General features: G+C 67.7%; 18 protein-coding genes. 6 read left to right on the top strand and 12 right to left on the bottom strand.

From position 1 onward, the window contains the following. Positions 1–1,103: 1,103 nt before the first annotated feature. Positions 1,104–2,000: a LysR family transcriptional regulator gene (locus tag H0523_RS28530; RefSeq protein WP_006392732.1), complete on the bottom strand. Its 897-nt coding sequence runs from the start codon at positions 1,998–2,000 to the stop codon at positions 1,104–1,106. 166 nt (positions 2,001–2,166) lie between these two features. Between H0523_RS28530 and H0523_RS28535 the strand changes: the two genes are divergently transcribed. The 6 genes from H0523_RS28535 (at position 2,167) to H0523_RS28560 (ending at position 7,118) form a co-directional block, all read left to right on the top strand. After that, entirely contained in the window at positions 2,167–2,841 is a 675-nt protein-coding gene (locus H0523_RS28535; RefSeq protein WP_054435730.1) for an RraA family protein, read from the top strand. Continuing rightward, on the top strand, positions 2,838–4,055 hold the full coding sequence (locus H0523_RS28540) for an aminotransferase class I/II-fold pyridoxal phosphate-dependent enzyme (RefSeq protein ID WP_054435727.1): 1,218 nt from the start codon (positions 2,838–2,840) through the stop codon (positions 4,053–4,055). Before H0523_RS28535 ends, H0523_RS28540 begins: the two co-directional genes overlap by 4 nt. A 68-nt stretch (positions 4,056–4,123) precedes the next feature. Next, a complete protein-coding gene (locus H0523_RS28545) occupies positions 4,124–4,951 on the top strand; it encodes an ABC transporter substrate-binding protein (protein ID WP_054435725.1) in 828 nt (275 codons plus the stop codon). Positions 4,952–4,977: 26 nt separating this feature from the next. Next, on the top strand, positions 4,978–5,679 hold the full coding sequence (locus H0523_RS28550) for an amino acid ABC transporter permease (RefSeq protein ID WP_054435723.1): 702 nt from the start codon (positions 4,978–4,980) through the stop codon (positions 5,677–5,679). Then, entirely contained in the window at positions 5,680–6,396 is a 717-nt protein-coding gene (locus H0523_RS28555) for an amino acid ABC transporter permease (RefSeq protein WP_054435719.1), read from the top strand. Beyond that, on the top strand, positions 6,393–7,118 hold the full coding sequence (locus H0523_RS28560; RefSeq protein WP_054435717.1) for an amino acid ABC transporter ATP-binding protein: 726 nt from the start codon (positions 6,393–6,395) through the stop codon (positions 7,116–7,118). The genes H0523_RS28555 and H0523_RS28560 overlap by 4 nt, the downstream gene beginning before the upstream one ends. Before the next feature lie 1,259 nt (positions 7,119–8,377). Here the strand turns inward: H0523_RS28560 and H0523_RS28565 are convergent. The 11 genes from H0523_RS28565 to H0523_RS28615 form a co-directional block, all read right to left on the bottom strand. Next, positions 8,378–9,211 (bottom strand): symmetrical bis(5'-nucleosyl)-tetraphosphatase, encoded by an 834-nt coding sequence (locus H0523_RS28565; RefSeq protein ID WP_054435692.1) that lies wholly within the window; start codon positions 9,209–9,211, stop codon positions 8,378–8,380. Next, on the bottom strand, positions 9,208–10,386 hold the full coding sequence (gene lptG / locus H0523_RS28570; RefSeq protein ID WP_054435690.1) for an LPS export ABC transporter permease LptG: 1,179 nt from the start codon (positions 10,384–10,386) through the stop codon (positions 9,208–9,210). The genes H0523_RS28565 and lptG overlap by 4 nt, the downstream gene beginning before the upstream one ends. A 98-nt stretch (positions 10,387–10,484) precedes the next feature. Beyond that, a complete protein-coding gene (mtgA, locus tag H0523_RS28575; protein WP_054435688.1) occupies positions 10,485–11,219 on the bottom strand; it encodes a monofunctional biosynthetic peptidoglycan transglycosylase in 735 nt (244 codons plus the stop codon). A 4-nt stretch (positions 11,220–11,223) separates the two neighbouring features. Then, complete coding sequence (gene aroE, locus H0523_RS28580) at positions 11,224–12,087, bottom strand: shikimate dehydrogenase (protein WP_054435685.1); 864 nt, start codon at positions 12,085–12,087, stop codon at positions 11,224–11,226. Then, entirely contained in the window at positions 12,084–12,983 is a 900-nt protein-coding gene (locus H0523_RS28585; RefSeq protein WP_082404848.1) for a TonB family protein, read from the bottom strand. The genes aroE and H0523_RS28585 overlap by 4 nt, the downstream gene beginning before the upstream one ends. Positions 12,984–13,021: 38 nt before the next feature. Then, positions 13,022–14,110, bottom strand: a complete 1,089-nt coding sequence (locus tag H0523_RS28590; RefSeq protein ID WP_054435683.1) for an ABC transporter ATP-binding protein — start codon at positions 14,108–14,110, stop codon at positions 13,022–13,024. Further along, on the bottom strand, positions 14,103–15,881 hold the full coding sequence (locus H0523_RS28595; RefSeq protein ID WP_054435681.1) for an ABC transporter permease: 1,779 nt from the start codon (positions 15,879–15,881) through the stop codon (positions 14,103–14,105). The genes H0523_RS28590 and H0523_RS28595 overlap by 8 nt, the downstream gene beginning before the upstream one ends. A gap of 149 nt (positions 15,882–16,030) precedes the next feature. Further along, positions 16,031–17,128, bottom strand: a complete 1,098-nt coding sequence (locus tag H0523_RS28600; RefSeq protein ID WP_054435679.1) for an ABC transporter substrate-binding protein — start codon at positions 17,126–17,128, stop codon at positions 16,031–16,033. A gap of 138 nt (positions 17,129–17,266) precedes the next feature. Further along, positions 17,267–19,753, bottom strand: a complete 2,487-nt coding sequence (locus tag H0523_RS28605; RefSeq protein WP_054435677.1) for a sensor histidine kinase — start codon at positions 19,751–19,753, stop codon at positions 17,267–17,269. Continuing rightward, positions 19,740–20,411 carry a response regulator transcription factor gene (locus H0523_RS28610; protein ID WP_006392749.1) on the bottom strand — a complete coding sequence of 224 codons (672 nt, stop codon included), beginning with the start codon at positions 20,409–20,411 and terminating at the stop codon, positions 19,740–19,742. The genes H0523_RS28605 and H0523_RS28610 overlap by 14 nt, the downstream gene beginning before the upstream one ends. A gap of 189 nt (positions 20,412–20,600) precedes the next feature. Beyond that, a partial coding sequence (locus H0523_RS28615) for a transposase (protein ID WP_180180228.1) occupies positions 20,601–20,886 on the bottom strand: 286 nt, incomplete at its 5' end.

Raw genomic sequence — 20,886 nt, forward strand, 5'->3', positions numbered from 1 at the left:
GATTGCGCGCAAGTTGTTGCGTATTGCTTACGGGGTCTGGCGCACCGGGCAAGCCTTCGATCCCGGGAGGTTGAACCTGAAAGCAGCTTGATCCGGACCATAGAATCTCGTACGCCTTCGGCTCCCTACGGATTCCCTCGGGCGCATCAAGGTTGCCCGCCACGGGGGCCGCCTGCCCGAGGGGCTACGAGCGTCTGGGCTTGTCGCGCTGCTAGACCTGTGTTCAGGGAATGGAACTTCCGGGACGCCAATTGTGGCCGCGCGGGCGGCCGCAATTGGCGTTGGTGTATCTGCATTTGATGCGGGTGCGCTGCGCGCGGGTGACGAGCGGTTTTCTAGTGGTTCCGCACGTCGGGGGAGAGGCGGTGGTGGTCGGCGCGGCGTAAAACGTGTTGCGCGTGACGAGCCTCTCGCGCCGACCACAAACAGTCTTGGTGCGGGCATGCCTTCAATAGCAAATGCGTCACGACGCAGGCACGCCTTCAAAGAAAATAATCTCGCCGCCGCCACACGCGATAGCGTCATCACCAATCGCAAGACATCGCGTAAGCCTCAAAAGGCCGCCCGCGCGGCCGGTTTGCGGCGGGCCCCGCCCCACCGCTCCCCGCAAGCGCGCAGCGGCATCCCCAACCGCAAGACCCCGCGGATGCCCTCCGATGGCCGCCCGCGCGGCCGAGGAAGGGCGACCAACGCAAGATCTTCCAATCCACGCCAGCCCCCATAAAAACGCCAGCACCGTCACCCACACGCGAGAGCGCCATCGCCCAGACGCAAGACACCGCGTAAGTCCTGAAAGGCCGCCCGGGAGGCCTTTCAGGACGGGCCCCGTAAATCTCTCCCCCAGCCTTGACGTTGCATCAACACGCCAAGCACACAGCTCGCCCCAAAGCCCGTGAGTAAGTCTCATCGCGAGCGCGTGGCGGGGTCGGTGGGGGATGGCGGGGCGTGTAGATGCGCCCGAGGGAATCTGAAGGAACAGCCGAAGGCTGTGACGAAGATGACGAAGGGGAAGTCCGGAGCGAACGCTCCGGACCGCAATCGTAGCCCCGCCATCCCCCACCGACCCCACCACGCGCGCCTAAAGAACCCACCTCACACGCACCCTAATGCCTTCCATTAGAAGAAAAATCACAACAACTCCGAGCCAACTCCGCAACACTCTCACAAAACGCATCATCAGCCCCCTTCCGGTACATCGCGCAATACACCGACTGCGGCGCCGCCGTGCTGGTCCGCGCGATCACCAACTGCCTAGCGCTCACCATCTCCGCGAAATAATCCCGCGGCAGGCAACTCACCCCGAAGCCGGCCGCCGTCAGGCCCGCCATCGCGATCAGGCTGTTGATGGTGAACATGTTGCTGGCCGGCGTATGCGGCTTGAGCCAGCCGTCGTAGATCATGTTCAGGCCCGACTCCCGGCTCTGGCGCAGCAGCGGCAGGGTCGCGATGTCTGCCGGCGTATAGACGCGGCTCGGATCGATCATGTCGGGGCTGCCCATCCAGGCGAACTCCAGGCGTTGCAGCGCCACCACCTCCAGGCCCGGCTCGGCGAATTCGCCATGCAGGAACGCCATGTCCAGCTGGCCCGCCTGCAGGCGTTTCTGCAGGTCCGCGCCCAGGTCGATGTGCGGCTCCAGCGTGATGCGCGGATAGTGTGCGCGCAGCAGGCGGATCAGGGCCGGCAGCCAGGTCATCGCGGTGATCTCGGTGATGCCGAAACGGAACGTGCCGGTCAGGGTGTGCTGGCCCTTCAGGCGCACCAGCAGGCGGTCGCGGTGACCCAGCATTTCCTCGGCCAGCGCATAGACCTCGTGGCCGCGCGCGGTCAGTTCGGCGCGGTGGCCGGAGCGGTCGAACAGGGCCACGTCGAAGTCCGCTTCCAGCTCCTGGATGCGCTTGGTGATGGCCGACTGGGTGGTGTGCAGCTTTTGCGCCGAGGCCGAGAACGTGCCCAGGCGCACGGTCCAGTAGAGCGCCTCGATCTGCTTGAAAGTCAGCATCGCGCGCTCCGGGGGAAGGTCTGATTCATTCCAAAATTTCCGCTAAGTGATAACCCTTATATTCCTGAAAGGGATGAACTTCGTGGAAATTTAATCCCTTTTTCGGATCGCCGAAAGCGCCCACCATGCGGTCTGACTCATTCGTTTCAGGACTACGCAGACCGCCATGGCCACCCTCATCACCGGCACGCGCATATTGCCGGCCGCACCCGTTGCCCCCGACGCCATCCTGCAGGCGCTGGCCGGCATCGTCACTCCGCATCTCAGCGACAACCTGGCGCGCCGCGAAGGCATCGCCGGGCTGCATCGCTACAACCGCGCCGGCAAGCTGGTCGGCACCGCGCTCACCGTCAAGACCCGTCCCGGCGACAACCTGATGATCTACAAGGCCATGATGCAGGTGCAGCCTGGCCACGTGCTGGTGGTGGACGCCGGCGGCGACCTGTCCAACGCGGTGCTGGGCGAGATCATGAAGCGCTACCTGCAGGCGCACGGCTGCGCCGGGGTCGTGGTGGACGGCGCCATCCGCGACGTCGGCGCGTTCGAGGCCGACGCGTTTCCCTGCTATGCGCGCGGCCACATCCATCGCGGCCCTTACAAGGACGGCCCGGGCGAGGTCAACGTGCCGGTGTCGATCGGCGGCCAGGTGATCCATCCGGGCGACATCGTGGTGGGCGACGAGGACGGCCTGGTCAGCTTCGCGGCCGACGAGGCGCCGGCCTTGATCGCGGCGGCGCGCGCGCATGCCGACAAGGAGGCGAGCATCATGGCCGAGATCGACGGCGGCGCCCGCACGCAGAGCTGGATGCAGGCGGCGTTCGCCGCCAAGGGGCTGGCATGAGCGGCGCCGACACCCTGGCGCTGGCGGCGCGCGCCCGCGCCATCAAGCCTTCGCCCAGTATGGCGGCCAAGACTCGCGTCGACCAGTTGCGGGCGCAGGGGCGCGACATCATCGACTTCACCGTCGGCGAGCCGGATCTGCCGACGCCGGCCCATATCGTGCAGGCCGGCATCGACGCGCTCAACAGCGGCGATATCCGCTATACCGCGTCGGCCGGCTCGCGGTCGCTGCTGGAAGCGGTGCGCGCCAAGTTCCAGCGCGAGAACGGGCTGGACTACGGGCTCGACCAACTGATCGTCGGCGTGGGCGCCAAGCAACTGCTCCATACCGCGCTGGCCGCCACCGTGCAGGCCGGCGACGAGGTCATCATTCCCGCGCCGTACTGGGTCTCGTATCCCGACATGGTGCTGGTCAACGATGGCACGCCGGTGGTGGTGGCCTGCCCCGAGACCGACGGCTTCAAGCTCACGCCCGCAGCGCTGGAGCGCGCCATCACGCCGCGCACCAAGTGGCTCGTGCTGAACACGCCGGGCAATCCGACGGGCGCCATGTACAGCGCGGCGGAGCTGCGCGCGCTGGCCGACGTGCTGGCGCGCCATCCGCAGGTCTGGCTGATGACCGACGAGATCTACGAGCACCTGGCCTACGGCGACGAGCGCCACGCCTCGCCGGTCGCCGTCGCGCCCGAACTGGCCGCCCGCACCCTGACCATCAACGGGGTTTCCAAGGCCTACGCGATGACCGGCTGGCGCCTGGGTTACGCCGGCGGCCCCAAGGCCCTGGTCAAGGCCATGGCCACGTTGATCTCGCAAAGCACCAGCTGCGTCAGCGCCATCAGTCAGGCCGCCGCGCGCGTCGCGCTGAGCGCCGACCAGGCTTGCGTCATTGAGGCGGCCGCCGTGTTCCATGCGCGCCGCGACCGCATCGTGGCGCTGCTGGACGCGGTGCCGGGCATCCGCTGCCCACGGCCGCAGGGCGCGTTCTACGTCTACCCCAATGTCGCGGGCCTGCTGGGACGGCGCACGCCGGCGGGCACGCTGTTGCAGAGCGACCTCGACGTGGTCATGTTCCTGCTGGACGAGGCCGGCGTGGCGGTGCTGGACGGCGCGGCCTATGGCCTGTCGCCGTACCTGCGCCTGAGTTTCGCGACTTCGATGGACCACATCGAGGAAGGCTGCCGCCGCATCGCCGAGGCCTGCGGCAGGCTGGCTTGAGTCCGGCGGCCCCGCGCAGGGGCCGCCGTCGTTGGCAGTACCCATACTTATATTTCAAGGGAATCAGCATGAAGCACTGGATCATCACCTGCGCGGCCGCCATCGGCCTGGCCGCAACCCTGGCGCCCGCCGCCCACGCGGACACGCTGCAGGACATCAAGGCGCGCGGCAAGTTCATCTGCGGCACCATGGGCACGGCCGAGCCGTTCAGCTTCCAGGATCCCAAGACCCGCGCCATCGTCGGCTACGAAGTCGACATGTGCCAGGCCGTGGCCGACAGCCTGGGCGTGCCGCTGGAGCTCAAGCTCATCGCGGTCGAGGCCCGTATCCCCGAACTGATTGCCGGCCGCGTCGACGTGGCCGCCGCCAACCTCGGCTGGAGCCCCGAGCGGGCGCAGCAGATCGACTACTCGCACCAGCATTTCGTGAGCCTGCAGAAGGTGCTGGCGCGGGAATCGGACAAGGACCTGAAGGCGCCCGCCGACCTGGCAGGCAAGCGCGTCAGCGCGGTGCGCGGTTCGTCGTCGGAGCAGGGCGCGCGCAAGTTCATCCCCAACGTCGAGCCGGTGACGTTCAAGGATCCCAGCGGCGCCTTCCTCGCCTTGCAGCAGGGCAAGGTCAGCGGCTTCGTCGGTTCCGAACTGATGCTGGTCAAGCTCAAGCAGCAGGCCGCGAGCAGCGCGGTGCCGGCCAAGATCCTCGAACCGGCGCTGTTCGTGGAGCCGTGGGGCATGGGCGTGCGCCGCGGCGATACCGCGATGCTGAACCAGGTGAACCAGGTGCTGGACGGGCTGGAAGCCTCGGGCAAGGCCACGCAGATCTTCGACAAGTGGTTCGGCGCCGGCACCCAGTTCAACATGAAGCGCGACTTCCGCATCGAAGCGATCAAGGGTTGAGGCGCCTCGCGCCGGAGCCTTAGCCGATGCATTACGTCTTCGACTTCTCCGCCATCTTCCAGGGGGAGTACCCGGCCTGGCTGCTCAGGGGGTTTGTCACCACCCTGGCGCTGGCCGGGCTGGCCTGGATCCTGGCGTTCCTGGTGGGCAGCCTGCTGGCGGTCATCCGCCTGACCGGCTCGCCCGTGGCCAACGCGCTGATCGCGCTGTACGTGGCCTTCCATCGCAACGTGCCCATGCTGGTGCACATCCTGTTCTGGTATTTCGGCGTGCCGGCCCTGCTGCCGCAGGCCGCGACCGACTGGCTCAACAGCCACGGCAGCGAGTTCATCCTGTCGTGCATCGCCATCGGCCTGGTGATGTCGGCCTACATCTGCGAGGACCTGCGCAGTGCCGTGCGCGCCATCCCGCCGGGGCAGGTCGAGGCGTCCCGCGCGCTGGGCCTGGGCTTTCTGCGCACCATGCGCTGCGTGGTGCTGCCGCAGGCCTTCCGCATCGCCATTCCGCCACTCCTGAACCAGACCCTGCTGCTGGTCAAGAACACCAGCCTGGCCATGGCCATCGGCGTGGCCGAACTGACCGCCGCCGGCCGCGAGATCGAGAACTACACGTTCCGCACCTTCGAGGCCTATGCGGTGGTGACGGCGATCTACCTGGCGCTGTCGTTTCTCATCATGGGCGGCGGCGCGCTGCTGCAGCGGCGCTACCGTCCGCTGGGAGGCCATTGAATGTGGGATATCCTCAAAGACAACTGGCTGCTGCTGCTCATCGGCCAGTATCCGCACGGCCCGATCGGCGGCCTGGTCGCCACGCTGGGCCTGGCCGCCATCAGCCTGGCGCTGGCGCTGCCCTGCGGCGTGCTGCTGGCGCTGGGCCGCATCAGTCCGTACCGCGCGCTGCGCTGGCCGGCGTCGGCCATGGTGTACCTGGTGCGCGGCCTGCCGCTGCTGATGTTCATCTTCTGGGCGTACTTCTTCGTGCCGCTCATCATCGGCCGGCCGGTGGCGGGCACCACGACGATGGTGGTGGCGCTGGTGTGCTACGAAAGCGCCTACCTGGCCGAGATCATCCGCGCCGGCATCCAGGCGTTGCCGCCCGGGCAGCAGGAGGCCGGCCGCGCGCTCGGCCTGTCGTACCTGCAGACCATGCGCCGGGTGATCCTGCCGCAGGCGCTCTACAACATGCTGCCCAGCATGCTGAGCCAGTTCGTCTCGACGGTGAAGGAGACCTCGCTGGCCTACGTGATCAGCGTGCAGGAGCTGACCTATGCCGCCAACCAGATCAACAGCGTCCTGCTGACCAAGCCGTTCGAAGTGTTCGCGCTGCTGGCGCTGACCTATTTCATCCTGAATTTCGGCCTGAGCGCCCTGGTGCACCTGACCGAGAAACGCATCGGCAGCCGCCGCGCCGGCCGCGCGCCTGCCCCCAAGGTGGTTCCGACATGATCCGATTTTCCGAAGTGCAGAAGTGGTACGGCGACTATCAGGCGCTGACCGACGTGACCGCGCAGGTGCGGCGCGGCGAGGTGGTGGTGGTGTGCGGCCCGTCCGGCTCGGGCAAGTCGACCCTGATCCGCACGGTGAACCGGCTGGAGCCGATCCAGAAGGGCGTGATCGAGGTCGACGGCCAGGACATCTACGGCGGGAAGGTGCACCTGGACACGCTGCGCAGCCACATCGGCTTCGTGTTCCAGCAGTTCAACCTGTTCCCGCACCTGTCGGTGCTGGAGAACCTGATGCTGGCCCCGCTACAACTGAAACGCGCCCGCCGCCCCGAGGCGCGCGACCGCGCCATGCAGCTGCTGGACCGCGTCGGCCTGGCCCACAAGGCCGAAGCCTACCCGGCGCAACTGTCCGGCGGCCAGCAGCAACGCGTGGCGATCGCGCGGGCGCTGGCGATGAATCCGCCGGTGATGCTGTTCGACGAACCGACCAGCGCGCTGGACCCCGAGATGGTGGGCGAGGTGCTGCAGGTGATGAAGGGCCTGGCCAGGGACGGCATGACCATGGTGTGCGTGACGCACGAGATGGGGTTTGCGCGGGAGGTGGCCGATACGGTTTGGTTTATGGATGCGGGGAGGATTTTGGAGGTGGCGGGGCCGGAGGCGTTTTTTGGGCGGCCGGGGACGGAGAGGGCACGGAAGTTTTTGGCTGACATTCGGGGGTGAGGGGCTTGTTTTGCTGTTGCGGGGTGGGTTCTTTAGGCGCGCGTGGTGGGGTCGGTGGGGGATGGCGGGGCTACGATTGCGGTCCGGAGCGTTCGCTCCGGACTGCCCCTTCGTCAACCTCGTCCGCCTTCGGCTCCCTACGGTTTCCCTCGGGCGCATCTACACGCCCCGCCATCCCCCACCGACCCCACCACGCGCTCGCGATGAGACTTACTGCCGGTCTCTGGGGCGGGTGGTGTGCTTGGCATGCTGATGCAACGTCAAGGCTGGGGGGGAGAGATTTGCGGGGCCCGTCCTAAAAGGCCGCGCGGGCGGCCTTTTAGGACTTACGCGGTGTCTTGCGTCTGAGCGATGGCGCTCTCGCGTGTGGGTGACGGTGCTGGCGTTCTTATGTTGGGCTGGCGTGGATTGGAAGATCTTGCGATGGTCGCCCTTCCTCGGCCGCGCGGGCGGCCATCGGAGGGCATTCGCGGGGTCTTGCGGTTGAGGATGCCGCTTCGCGCTTGCGGTGAATGTTGGGGCGGGGCCCGCCTCAAGCCGGCCGCGCGGGCGGCCTTTTGAGGCTTACGCGATGTCTTGCGATTGGTGATGACGCTATCGCGTGTGGTGGCGGCGAGATTGTTTTCTTTGAAGGCGTGCCTGCGTCGTGACGCATTTGCTACTGAAGGCATGCCAGCACCGCGACGCATTGCTACCGAGGCATACCAGCGCCAAGTACCGTTGCCGTTGAACGCATGCCCGCACCAAGACTGTTTGTGGTCGGCGCGCGAAGTCCGCCACGCGCAACACGGCGCACATCGCGCCGACCACCACCGCCCCTCCCCCTGATGCGCGGAATCAATAGAAAACCGCTCGCCACCCGCGCACAGCGCACCCGCCCCACTTTCAAATGCACAGACGCCCAGCGTGGCCGCCCGCGCGGCCGCGATGGGCTGCCCTGTAGATTTCATACCCTGCACACAGCTCTAGCAGCGCGACAAGCCTCGAAATCCGTAGCCCCTCGGTCGGGCGGACCCGATGGCGGGCAACCTCGATGCGCCCGACGGAATCCGAAGGCAGCCGCCGCAGGCGGCAACGAGGATGAGGAAGGGGAAGTCCGGAGCGAACGCTCCGGACCGCAATCGTGGGCGCCCGCCATCGGGTCCGCCCGACCGAGGGGCGACCTACGAAGACTCAACAACGCCAAGAAAAAAAGGCCAGAACCAGACGTTCAAGCCCGAAGCAGCAACGACCATCACCTCGATCGCAAGAAGAATCCGTCACTCAGACAACGGATCCTGAAACTGCGAACACTTCACCTGCACCAGCTTCCGATCCTGCAACCGCAACGCCGTCAACGCCCCGCCCCATACGCACCCGGTATCCAGGCAGATCACGTCCGGACGCTGCATCAGGCCCAGCGTCGACCAATGGCCGAACACCGTCGTCACATCGCGCGTGGCGCGGTTCGGCACATCGAACCATGGCACCAGCCCCGCCGGCCACGCGCCAGGCGTCACCTTCGTCGCGAACTCCATGTGGCCGTTCGGCGTGCACAGGCGGATGCGCGTCAGCGCATTGATGATCACCCGCATCCGCTTGCCGCCCTTGTGGTCTTCCTTCCAGGTGGCCGGCTCGTTGCCGTACATCTTCTGCAGCGCCTTCTGCCAGTTCGGGCCGCGCAGCGCGTCCTGTACCTCGGCCGCCAGCGACAGCGTCTTGGCCACATCCCATTTTGCCAGCGTGCCCGCATGCACCATCAGGTGATTCTGCTCGAAATGCGCCAGCGGGCGCGAGCGCAGCCAGTCGATCAGGTCGGCCGAATCCGGCGCGCGCAGGATGTCGTCCAGCGTGTCCGACTTGGACGGCTTGCGCACGCCCGCGGCCGCCGCCAGCAGGTGCAGGTCGTGATTGCCCAGCACCACCGTGGCGCGGTCGCCCAGGTCGATGATGCGGCGCAGCGTCGCAAGCGACTGCGGGCCGCGGTTGACCAGATCCCCGGCGAACCAGAAGCGCGACTTCGGATCGCCGACCAGTTCGGAATGGGACAGCAAGCGATCCAGCGGCGAGCAGCAACCTTGCACGTCGCCGATCATCCAGATACTGCCGTTCATGCGGGACTCTTGCTCCAGGGCCAACGTTGTTGGACGATACGGGTGATGGTGTGGCGGTACTCCATGTAGCTCATGGCGCCCAGCGCCAGGGCCATGGCGCCGATGTTCGGCCCCAGGGCGGTGAGCCAGGGCGGCCATTTACCCAGCATGCCTACGTTCAGCGCCAGCTGGTTGAGCATGAAGAAGCCCACGCCCAGCAGGATGCCGATGAACACCTTGGCGCCCACGCCGCCGCGGCGCGTCTGCATCAGGCCGATGGGGGCGGCGATGGTGATCATCACCAGCAGCGTGAACGGATACGCCAGTTTGCGCCACAAGGCGACGACCTGTCGACCATATTGCAGCTGGTTGTTGCGCAAATAATCCACATAGTCCAGCAGCGTCGCGATCGACATCCGCTCAGGCGTCAGGATCCGGGCCAGCAGGCGTTCGGCGCTCAGGGTGGTGTCGACGGTGCGTTCCGGCACCTTCACCACCACCGCGGGGGGATTCTTCGGCGGGCGGGCGTCGGCCAGCGTGTCCGAGGCGTTGTCGTCCAGGCGGGTCTCGGAGACGTCCTTCAGCACCAGGTCGCCATGGGCGAAGAGCCCGGTCGGGGCGGTGGACAGCACCGACAGCGTCAGGTCCTTCTTGAATTCGTACAGGGTGACGCCGGTGACCTGGCCGTCGCCCTTGAGCTCGCCGATGTTGATGATGCGGGTGCCGCCGTTGGCGGTGGGTTCCTTGAACCAGTAGCCGCTGTTCAGGCGGTCGCCGCCGGCCTTGCCGCGGAACACCAGGTTGGCCTCGCCCGATTTCATTTCGGCCCAGGGGGTGACGTACTCGGACAGCAGGGCCGCGCCGATCATCAGCGGAATGGTGACGATCCAGAGCATGCGCAGCAGGCGCATGCCGCTGACGCCGGAAACCCGCAGGATCACCAGCTCATTGCGCTGCGCCAGGCCGGCCAGCGCCAGGATGGCGCCGATCAGCAGGCCGATGGGCAGGAGGTCGTACAAGCGGGTGGGGATGGCCAGCGCCTGCATGTACAGCAGGGCCATCATCGAGAACTTGTCGCCGACGTTGTCCAGGTCGTCCACCAGCGCGAAGAACGTGAAAAGGCCCAGCAGGGCCATAAGGACCACTGCGCAGGAGCGATAGATCTCGCGGGCCAGGTAACGACGTGCGGTACGCATGAATGAGACGGAAAAGACGAATTGGCGTAAACGTGAAAGCTTAACAAATCCCGCCGCCCAAGGTGGGCGGGAACCTGTCGAAGCGGCCGGTTTTCGTATCAGGGAATATCGACCATCTGCATCCGCCGGGTCAGGGTGTAGACGCGGGAGTTCAGGTAGTTCGAGTTGCGGTGGCTGTCATAGAAGCGCGGATTGGGCAGCATGGCCGCCAGCCGGGCCGACTGGGCGGCCCCCAGGCTGGCCGCCGGCACGTTGAAATAATGCTTGGCCGCCGCCTGGGCGCCGAACACGCCGACGCCCCATTCCGCCACATTCAGGTACAGCTCCAGGATGCGCTCCTTGCTCATGACGTGTTCGATCATGTAGGTCAGCACCAGTTCCTGGCCCTTGCGCAGGTAGCTGCGGGAACTGGACAGGAACAGGTTCTTGGCCAATTGTTGCGTGATGGTCGAGCCGCCCCGCATCTTGCTGCGTCCGGCTGCTTCCTGTTTCTGGTTGTATTCCCAGGCCTTGCGGATGGCGTCCCACTCGATGCCGTCATGCTCGGTGAAGTTGGAATCCTCGGACGCCACCACCGCCAGCTTCAGGCTGCGGTTGATCTTGTCATAGGGCACCCACTCGTATTTCAAGCGGAAATCGGGGTTGCCGTCCTGCAGGCGGGACAATTCCTCGCGCATCACGGCGCTGCTGCCCGGGTTCTGGTAGTTGTACCAGACCACCAGCCCGAACAGCCAGAACTGGTACAGCAGCACGGCGCACACCAGCGCCATCAGCGCGCCGGTGATGATCCGGAACCAGGAGCGGCGCTTGCCGCTCTTGCCGCGGGCGGCCATCGGTTCAGTTTCCGGCCATGAGCGCCTCGCGCAGCGCGGCCAGCACCGGGGCGGGGTCGGGCCGCACGCCGTGCCAGATGAAGAAGCTCTCGGCCGCCTGGCCCACCAGCATGCCCAGGCCGTCGGCGGTGAGGGCGGCGCCGTCTTCCCGGGCCTGGCGCATGAACGCCGTCGGCTGGGCGCCGTACATCATGTCGTAGGCGGCCGCGCCCTCGGCGTACAGGCCGGCGGGCAGGTCGGGAGCGGCGTCCTGCAGCCCGCTGGCGGTGGCATTGACCACCAGGTTCCAGCCGCCGGGCAGGGCGGCGTCGGCCAGGCCGCCGGCGGTGACCCGGGTCTGCGGCTCGGCGCCGGTCTCGCGCCAGCCCTCGGCCAGCTCCAGCGCGCGGGCGGCGGTGCGGTTGACGATATGGATGCGGGCGCAACCGGCCTGCGCCAAGGGTTGCAGCACGCCGCGGGCGGCGCCGCCCGCGCCCACCAGCAGCACCGAGGCGCCGCTCAGGCGCACGCCCAGGCGCAGCAGGTCGGAGACCAGGCCTACGCCGTCGGTATTGCAGCCGTGCCAGGCGCCGTCGCGCCACGACAGGGTGTTGACCGCGCCGGCCAGGCGGGCGCGGCTGGACAGGCGGCCCGCGGCCAGCGCGTAGGCCTCCTGCTTGAACGGCACCGTCACATTCAGGCCCAGGCCGCCCTCGGCGGCGAAGGCGGCGACGGCCGCCGTGAAGCCGTCCACCGGCGCCAGCAGGCGCTCGTAGCTGAGCGGCTTGCCGGTCTGGCGGGAAAACAGGGCGTGGATCTGCGGCGAGCGGCTGTGCGCGATGGGGTTGCCGATCACGGCGTAGCGGGCAAGAGGGGACGCCTCGGTCATGGGGCTTGGGTTTCCAGGGTGTCGTTGACGAAATGCCAGGTGCGGGTGATGACCAGCACGTCGGTGTCGCGCGCGATCTCGGGCGGGAACGGCGGGAACGGGGCCGCCAGCTGCACGATGCGGCGTACGGCCTGGTTCAGCACCGCGTGCGGCGACGGCTGGTCGATCTCGACGTCGGCGATGCTGCCGTCGGCGCGCACCGACACGGTGATGCGCAGCGAGCCATAGATGCGGCCGCGCGCCTCGTCCGGGTAATGCTGGGTGCCGACGGTTTCGATGCGGGTGCGCCAGGCGTCCAGGTAGGCGGCGTAGCGCGAGGCCTCGGCCGAGGGCGCCACGAACTGCTTGCGCGGCTCGGCGCTGTATTGCTGCACCTTGGCCGCCAGCGCGGCGACCTGGGCGTTCTGGATGACGCTGGCCTGGTCCTCGGCGTCCTTGCCGCGCTCGTTGCCGTCGGGCCAGGGGTTGACGGCCTGACGCTCGGCGCCGGCTTTGTCGGCGGCGCGCAGCTGGGTCATCAGGCGGGTCTGCTCGGCCTCGAGCTGCACCTGGCGGCGCCGCATGGCCTCGAGCACGATGGTCTCGGCCGAGGCGCCGGTCTGGGGCAGGGGCGTGGTGGACAGGCCGCGCTCGGCGTTGCCGCCGCCGCTCATCTGGTTCTGCGCCTGGGCGCGGGGGGTATCGGGCGGCGTCTCGCTGCGGGCGTTGAGCAGCACCACCTCCAGGCTGGTCGCCGGCGGCCGCGACAGGGCGGGCGCGCCAAAGCGCCACGCCAGGGCGCCGGCGTGCACCAACAGCGAAATCGCGAGGCCGATGCGCAGGTAATGCTGGGCGGGCGCGCCCAGCCACCGCAGCGGACGGCTCAGCGGGGGAGGGGAGTCAGCGACGTGTTGCACGCACGCATTGTAGAGCCACTCCGCCCGCCGCCGTCACCTTACTTGGACGGGCGCGGGAACACCCAGACCTTGCTGGCCGGCAGCGCCAGGCGGCAGGGGCCCGGCTCGCGGCCCTCGGGACCGTAGGCGCGCAGCGCCAGGGTGTTGGCCGGATCCGCGTCAGGGGTGCGGAACAGGTATTCCCAGCGGTCGCCCAGGTACATACTGGTCAGCAGCGGCATGTCGATGTGGTTGCCGTCGGGATCTTCCGCCAGGCGGACCTGCTCGACCCGGATCACGGCGGTGGCGTCCTGGCCCGCGGCCACGCCCTCGCCGGCCTTGCCCCACAGCGCCCAGCCGCGGCCCTCGATGCGGGCGCGGCCGTCACGCACTTCGGTGACCTTGCCGTCCAGGCGGTTGTTGCTGCCCATGAATTCGGCGGTGAACAGCGTCGACGGCGCGCCGTACATCTCCTGCGGCGTGCCCTGCTGTTCGATCTTGCCGTTGTTCAGCAGCAGGATGCGGTCGGAAATGGCCATGGCTTCGCTCTGGTCATGCGTCACCATCAATGCCGACAGGCCCAGGCGGATGATCAGCTCGCGCAGGAAGGCGCGGGCCTCCTCGCGCAGCTTGGCGTCCAGGTTGGACAGCGGCTCGTCCAGCAGGATCACGGGCGGGCTGTACACCAGCGCGCGGCCGATGGCCACGCGCTGCTGCTGGCCGCCGGACAGCGCGTGCGGATGGCGCTGGCCGAGCTTGCCCAGGCCGAGCTGGTCCAGCACCGCCTGCACGCGTTCGCGCACTTCGTTCGACGGCACCTTGCGCAGCTTGAGCGGGTAGGCCACGTTTTCGAACACGGTCTTGTGCGGCCACAGCGCGTACGACTGGAACACCAGGCCGAGATTGCGCTCTTCGGCCGGGATCTCCTGGCGCGCGGCGCCGTCGTAGACGGTGCGCTCGCCGATGGTGATGCGGCCGCGCTTGGGGCCTTCCAGGCCGGCCACGGCGCGCAGCAGGGTGGTCTTGCCGCTGCCCGAGGGGCCCAGCAGCGACACCACTTCGCCCTGGCGCAGTTGCATCGACACGCCCTTGAGCACCGGGTTGTCGCCGTAATCCAGGTGCAGGTCTTCTACAGAAAGCTCAATCATGAAGTTTGACTCCGAATCGCAGGGCGATGCCCAGGCCGATCACGACCAGAACGATATTGATGAAGGAAAGCGCGGCCACGATGTCGATGGCGCCCGAGGCCCACAGCGACACCAGCATGGAGCCGATGGTCTCGGTGCCGGGCGACAGCAGATAGACGCCGGTGGAGTATTCACGCTCGAAAATCAGGAACATCAGCAGCCACGAACCGATCAGGCCGTACTTGGCCAGCGGCACGGTGACGTGGCGGGTGACCTGGCCGCGGCGCGCGCCGGCGCTGCGGGCGGCCTCTTCCAGCTCGGGGCCGACCTGCAGCAGCGTCGACGAGATCAGCCGCAGGCCATAGGCCATCCAGACCACCGTGTAGGCCAGCCACACGCTGAAGATGGTGCTGCGGATGGAACGCAGCCATTCGACGAAGTTCTCGCGCAGCCATTCCGCGAACGGCAGGCCCGACAGCCAGCCGCCCAGGTCCGGATCCAGCGCGTTGTCCAGCCACATCGGCACGAACAGGAACACCCACAGGAACGCCAGGCCCGCCAGCAGGCCGGGCACGGCGCGCGGCACCAGCACGCTGTAGTCCATGAAGCGCGTGACGTTGTCCGGCTTGCGGTGCATCGCCAGGCCGACGAAGGTGTAGCAGAACACCGCCAGCGCGCCGCCGAAGACGCCGATGGCCACCGAATTGACGATCGCGCGCATCAGGTTGGGTTGCGAGAACACCGTGCGGAACGCATCCAGCGACAGCACGTCGAACAGCGACACGCCCATGCCCCAGTTGGACACGAAGGCGCGCAGCAGCACGCCCAGCAGCGGCACCACGATGGTGACCAGCAGCCAGAACGTCACCACGCCGCCAGCCACCCAGCGCCACTTGCCCAGCGGCAGCGGACGGGCGCGCGAGGCCTTGCCCTTGACGGTGACGAAGCGGTTGGCGGTGCGCATCAGGCGGCGCTGCAGCATGACCAGCGGAATCGTCATGCAGATCAGCACCACGGCCACCGCGGCCATCAGGTGGTACGACGGGATGCCGAGCTTGTTGGTCAGCTTGTACAGGTACGTCGCCAGCACCAGGTTGCCTTCCGGGTCACCCAGCACCAGCACCAGGCCGAACACTTCCAGGCCCAGGAAGAACAGCAGCACGGTGGCGTACAGCATGGCGGGGCGCACCATCGGCAGGCTCACCGAGACCATCACGCGCAGCGGCGAGGCGCCGCTGACGCGGGCCGCTTCCTCGACGTCCGAGCCCATGCTGCGCAGCGCCGACGAGATGTACAGGTAGGCGTGCGGCACGTGCGTCAGGCCGGCGATGATGACGATGCTGGTCAGCGAATACACGTTCCAGGGCACGAAGCCCAGGATGTTCTGCACCCAGGTCGAGAAGAAGCCGACCGGGCCCGCCGCCACCACGTAGCCGAAGCCCAGCACCATCGGCGACACGAAGATCGGCACCAGGATCAGCGGCTCGATCCAGCGCCGGCCCGGCAGGTCGGTGCGGATCATCAGGAACGCCAGCATGCCGCCCAGCGGGATGGCGATGATGGCCAGCCCGAACGCCAGGATGAAGCCGCTTTTCAGCGCCTTGTAGAAATCGGGGTCCGCGAAGATGAAGCGGAATGCGTCCAGGCTGAAGACCTTGGACGGCGAAAAGAAGGGCGCGGATAGAAAGCTCTGGATGATGATGAACGACAGCGGCACGTAGATGGCCAAGGCTGTGATCAGCACCACCACGCCGCGTGGCAGGGACTGCCATTTTCTGCGCAATGACTGCATGGGGAAAATCCTGTTATCTCGATAGACGCGGGTCGCGCCCACTGGCCATGAACACCCGGGCCACGGGCGGCCTGGCGGGCGGCGGTGCTACGCCCTCCCGCGTGCTTGCGGCCGGGGGCCGGTGGCCCCCGGCTGTACCGGCGACAGCCTTACTTGCCGGCGGCGGCGCGCCAGTCCTTGATGAACTGCAGGCGCTTGTTCTGCTCCAGGTAGTCCAGCAGCGTCTCGTTGACCGGGATCGGCTTGAGCGAGGCGCCCAGCTTCTTGGTCATGCCGTCGACGTCGTTGTCGCCTTCGATGTCGTCACGGACCGAGGCCAGGTCGGCCTGGTTGGCCATGATTTCCTGGCCCTTCTGCGACAGCAGGTAGTCCATCCACAGCTTGGCGGCGTTGCGGTTCTTGGCCTTCTTGCTGATGAACGCCACGCGCGACAGCACCAGCGCGTAGTCGGTCGGGTAGGCCACGCCCAGCGACGGGTCGGTCTTGGCGCGGGTCTCGGCGTACGAGCCCAGGATGTTGTAGCCGACCAGGTTCTCGCCCGACGACACGCGTTCCATCATGGTGCCGGTGGACGACTGCACGATCAGGCCGCCCTTGGCGATGTCCTTGAGCGTCTCGAAGTACTTGGGATCGTTGGCCTTGTCCTGCACGGCCAGCATGAAGCCCACGGCCGACTTCTCGATGTCGTAGGTGGTGACCTTGTTCTTGAACTTGTCCGGCTGGCTGGCGATCAGCTTGGCCAGGGCGCCGTGCGTGGTCGGCACTTCGTTGGCCGGGATCAGGCGCTTGTTGTAGATGAACACCGCCGGTTCGTAGGTGGTGCCGTAGGCCGAATCCTTCCACACCGCCCAGGCCGGCAGCTTGGCGATCTCGGGCGACTTGTACTGCAGCGCGTAGTCGGTGGCCAGCTTGAGCGCCGAGTCCATCGACGAGCTCCAGACGATGTCGCCGCTGCTGCCGCCCGCCGCCTGTTCGCTGATGTAGCGGTTGTACAGCTCGGTGCTGTTCATGTCGTTGTATTCGACCTTGACGCCGGGATACAGCGCCTCGAAGCCCTTGATGATGGGGCCGGCGGCCTTGGTGTCGGTGGTCGAATAGATCACGACCTTGCCTTCCTTCTTGGCGCCGTCGAGGATCTTCTGATAATCGGCCGGGTAGCCCGCGGGAACCGTTTGGGCGTAGGCGCTGCCGGCGGCGATGGCGAATGCAGCGGCGCAGGCGGCCGCCAGTCTGGACTTGGCAAGCATGTCTTGTCTCCGTTTGGAATTGGTATCGACAGGCGCAAGGGCCTGCTTGGCGCCCATCTTAGGTTTCGGCGTCTGTCGTCGTCCTGTCATGGGACGACAGCCGGGATAGGGGTAATCCCGGTGTCCGCCCGCCGCGCCCTAGGGGCGTTCGGGCGTGTCGGTCACCAGCCGGATCCAGTTCTGCACGAAGCGCGAATGACGCCGCTGGTCGAGCCCCACCAGCAGCGCCGGCGACAGCACCACCGGCTGCACGATGCCCTGCGAGCGCGCCAGCACCGCTTCCGAGGTCCAGCGGCCGGGCGTGTCTTCCATGATCGATCCCAGCGCCGCATGGCTCGATGCCACCTGTTGGCCCGCCGGCGACAGCAGCCAGTCGACCAGCGCGCGGCCCAGGTCCGGGTTGGGCGCGCGCCGCGCGATCAGCACCGAGCGCGCCAGCACCAGCACGTAGTCCTGCGGGAACACCACGCCGATCTTGCTGCCCGCCGCCTGGCGCGACAGGGCGTAGGAGCCGAGGATGTTGTAACCCAGGTCCATCTCGTCGTTCTCGATGGCGTCGAGCAGTTCGGCGCTGGTGGCCGACAGCCGCACGCCGACCTGGCCGAAGGCGTTGGCCAGGCCCCAGAAGTTCGACGACACCAGCTCGTCCTGCTCGGCCATCAGATAGCCCACGCTGCTGCGCGAGATATCGTAGGTGCCGACCCGGCCGTGCAGCCGCGCGCGATCCTGTTCGAGCGTGCGCAGCAGGTCCTGGCGCGATCGCGGCACGGTGGCCTCGGTGTAGCGCTTGGGGTTGTAGACGATCACGGCCGGCTCGAAGGTGAAGCCGTAGACCTCGTTGCGCCACACCGCCCACGACGGCAGCTTGGTCGCATACGGCGAGGTGTAGCGCTGGGCGTAACCGTCGTTGGCCAGGCGGATCTGCAGGTCCGAGGCCGAACTCATCAGCACGTCCACGTCCTTGAGCCGGTCCTCGATGGCGGCCTCGTACAGTTCGCGGCTGCCCATCTCGCGGTAGACCACGGTAACGTCGGGCCGCTGCGCCTGGAAGCCGAGGATCAGCGGCGCCACCACCGGCGTGTCGGTCGGGCCGGCGATGGTCAGCACGCGCGACGACGGCTGCGGCGCCGGATAGCGGGTGACGATCTCGGGGATATCGGCGGCGCGCACGTCGGCGGGCGCGGTGGTCAGCAGCAGCATGGCCGCGCCAATGGCGCCGAGCCAGCTGGCCACGTTACGGCCGGTGCGTTGGCGCGCCAGCGGCAGGATGACGCGCGCCGACAGGCCGCCGCCCGGACGGTCCTGCAGCCACAGCGAGCCGCCATGCGCCACCGCCACCGAGCGCACGATGGCCAGTCCCAGTCCCGAGCCGGGCAGCGATTCGCCGGTGCGGCCGCGGGTGAAGCGTTGCTGCACGGCGTCCTTTTCGTCATCGGCGATGCCCGGCCCGCGGTCGGACACGGTCAGCGCCACCCGGTAGCCGGCCACCGGCGTGGCCTGGATGTCGACGGTGCCCTCGGGCGCATAGCGCAGCGCGTTGTCCACCAGGTTGCGCAGCATTTCGCGCAGCGCCACGCGATCGCCGGCGATGCGGGCGCGCCGCACCTGCGGCGCGATCTCGATGCGCAGGCGCTGCGCCTCCAGCGGCCCGATGCGGCGGCGGGTCTCGTTGATGGTCTCGGCCACGCCCACCGGCGCGCGCGCGCCCTTGCCCAGCCGGTGCGTGATGGTGGCGTCCATCAGCAGCTGGTTGATGAGCTGGCTGGCATGGGTGGCGTTCAGGTGGATGCGGCCAAGGCGCTCGTGCAGCCGCTTGGGATCGGTTTCATCCAGCGCCACTTCGGCCTGCGCCCGCAGCGAGGCCAGGGGCGTGCGCACCTGGTGGGCCGCATCGGCGACCAGGGTGTTGAGGGTGTCCATCAGTCCCGACAGGCGTTGCATGAAGGCGTTCAGGGCTTCGACCAGGCGCCGCACTTCGGTCGGCACCGGGGTGATCAGCGGCGCCAGGTCGTCCGGCGCCCGCCGCCGCAGTTCGCGCTCGACCACGGCCAGCGGCGCGAACGCGCGCTGCACGCCGAACCACAGCAGGCCCAGCGCCACCAGCGACACGACCACCAGCGGCAGCACGCTGCGGCCCAGGATTTCGCTGGCCAGTTCCTCGCGCGATCCCAGCGTTTCCGCTACCCGCACGGTGACCCAGCCGGCATGCTGGCTGGCCGACACCAGCCGGCCCACCGTGGCCACGCGCACCGGCTCGTCGTGATAACTCAGGTAGGTGAAGACCGGGGTGGCCGACTGCGCCAGCGGCAAGCCGGGCGCCAGGTCGGCGTAGCCGGTGATGAGGCGGCCGTTGGAGGTGCGGGCCTCGTAGAACACGCGCTCGCTGCCCGACAGCATGGCCAGGGACGACACGGGCGGTTCGACGGTGACGCCGTTGTCCTCGATCTGGACCGAGCCGGCGATGGTCAGCGCCGACGCCGCCAGCAGCCGGTCGAAGGCCTGCTCGGCGGCGCGCTGGGCGTAGTCGCGCAGGAAGAACACCAACCCGATCAGCGCGCAGGCCAGCAGCGCCGCGCCCAGCGTGAAGACGCGGCGGCGGATCGAAAAGCTGTCAGGAAGGCTCATGGCTGCGGGCCTGGTAGCCGACGCCGCGCACGGTGACGATATCGATCGAGGCGCCCGCCAATTTCTTGCGCAGGCGCGAGATCAGCAGCTCCAGCGCATTGAGCGAGCCGTCGTCCAGGTCGAACAGCTGGTTCATCAGCCGTTCCTTGGCGACGGTCTGCCCCAGTTTGCCGACCAGGATCTCCAGCAGCCGGAATTCGCGCCGCCCCAGTTCCAGCGGCGCGCCGGCCAGCACGACGTGGCGGTTGGCCAGGTCGAGGCTCAGGTTGCCATAGGCGGTGACGCTGCTGGTCTGTCCGGCGGGCCGGCGCAGCAGGGCGCGCAGCCGCGCTTCCAGCTCGCGCAGGTCGAAGGGCTTGACGAGGTAGTCGTCGGCGCCGAGGTCGAGCATGTCGATCTTGTCTTCGATCTCGGACCGCGCGGTCACGACGAGCACGGGCGCTTCGAGCCCGGCGGCGCGCAATTCGCGGATGACGCTGAAGCCGTCCTTGCCGGGCAGGTTGATGTCGAGCACCAGGGCATCCCAGGTCTCGTCCAGGCCCCAGCGCAGCGCGGCGACGCCATCACGCACCCATTGCACGCTATGGCCCGCCGAACGCAGTTTGCTCTCCACGGCATCGCCCAGGTCGAGGTTGTCCTCGACCAGCAGAATGCGCATGTCCGTCCTCCGATATTGATTTGTGATTTTTTTCGGAAGTTTAACGGGAGGCTTTGATGCTGTCGCGGCCGGGGGGGGGTCTTTTGGCCGCCCGTGGCGTCGGCGGCCGGTGGGGCGCGGGGCGTCAGATGCGCCCGACGGAATCCGAAGGCAGCCGCCGTAGGCGGCAACGAGATTCTATGGTCCGGATCAAGCTGTTTTCAGGTTCAACCTCCCGGGATCGAAGGCTTGCCCGGTGCGCCAGACCCCGTAAGCAATACGCAACAACTTGCGCGCGATCACCACCAGCGCTGCCGTCGAGGCCAGCCCACGGGCCCTGAGCATGGCGTAGTAATCCTTGAAGTGAGCCGTACGCGCTGCCGAGCTGGCCGCGTTGTACAGCAACGTCCTGGCGGCCTTGTCGCCCTGTTTGCTCAAGCGTCGCCGGCCAACTTTGCGGCCAGATTCGTTGGGCCGCGGATCCAGCCCGCAGAAC

The organism is Achromobacter insuavis (assembly GCF_902859645.1).
GTDB lineage: Bacteria > Pseudomonadota > Gammaproteobacteria > Burkholderiales > Burkholderiaceae_B > Achromobacter > Achromobacter insuavis.

Coding starts and splice junctions, on each gene's coding strand:
- H0523_RS28530 (WP_006392732.1), bottom strand. CDS start 2,000: ATGCTGACTTTCAAGCAGATCGAGGCGCTCTACTGGACCGTGCGCCTG.
- H0523_RS28535 (WP_054435730.1), top strand. CDS start 2,167: ATGGCCACCCTCATCACCGGCACGCGCATATTGCCGGCCGCACCCGTT.
- H0523_RS28540 (WP_054435727.1), top strand. CDS start 2,838: ATGAGCGGCGCCGACACCCTGGCGCTGGCGGCGCGCGCCCGCGCCATC.
- H0523_RS28545 (WP_054435725.1), top strand. CDS start 4,124: ATGAAGCACTGGATCATCACCTGCGCGGCCGCCATCGGCCTGGCCGCA.
- H0523_RS28550 (WP_054435723.1), top strand. CDS start 4,978: ATGCATTACGTCTTCGACTTCTCCGCCATCTTCCAGGGGGAGTACCCG.
- H0523_RS28555 (WP_054435719.1), top strand. CDS start 5,680: ATGTGGGATATCCTCAAAGACAACTGGCTGCTGCTGCTCATCGGCCAG.
- H0523_RS28560 (WP_054435717.1), top strand. CDS start 6,393: ATGATCCGATTTTCCGAAGTGCAGAAGTGGTACGGCGACTATCAGGCG.
- H0523_RS28565 (WP_054435692.1), bottom strand. CDS start 9,211: ATGAACGGCAGTATCTGGATGATCGGCGACGTGCAAGGTTGCTGCTCG.
- lptG (WP_054435690.1), bottom strand. CDS start 10,386: ATGCGTACCGCACGTCGTTACCTGGCCCGCGAGATCTATCGCTCCTGC.
- mtgA (WP_054435688.1), bottom strand. CDS start 11,219: ATGGCCGCCCGCGGCAAGAGCGGCAAGCGCCGCTCCTGGTTCCGGATC.
- aroE (WP_054435685.1), bottom strand. CDS start 12,087: ATGACCGAGGCGTCCCCTCTTGCCCGCTACGCCGTGATCGGCAACCCC.
- H0523_RS28590 (WP_054435683.1), bottom strand. CDS start 14,110: ATGATTGAGCTTTCTGTAGAAGACCTGCACCTGGATTACGGCGACAAC.
- H0523_RS28595 (WP_054435681.1), bottom strand. CDS start 15,881: ATGCAGTCATTGCGCAGAAAATGGCAGTCCCTGCCACGCGGCGTGGTG.
- H0523_RS28600 (WP_054435679.1), bottom strand. CDS start 17,128: ATGCTTGCCAAGTCCAGACTGGCGGCCGCCTGCGCCGCTGCATTCGCC.
- H0523_RS28605 (WP_054435677.1), bottom strand. CDS start 19,753: ATGAGCCTTCCTGACAGCTTTTCGATCCGCCGCCGCGTCTTCACGCTG.
- H0523_RS28610 (WP_006392749.1), bottom strand. CDS start 20,411: ATGCGCATTCTGCTGGTCGAGGACAACCTCGACCTGGGCGATGCCGTG.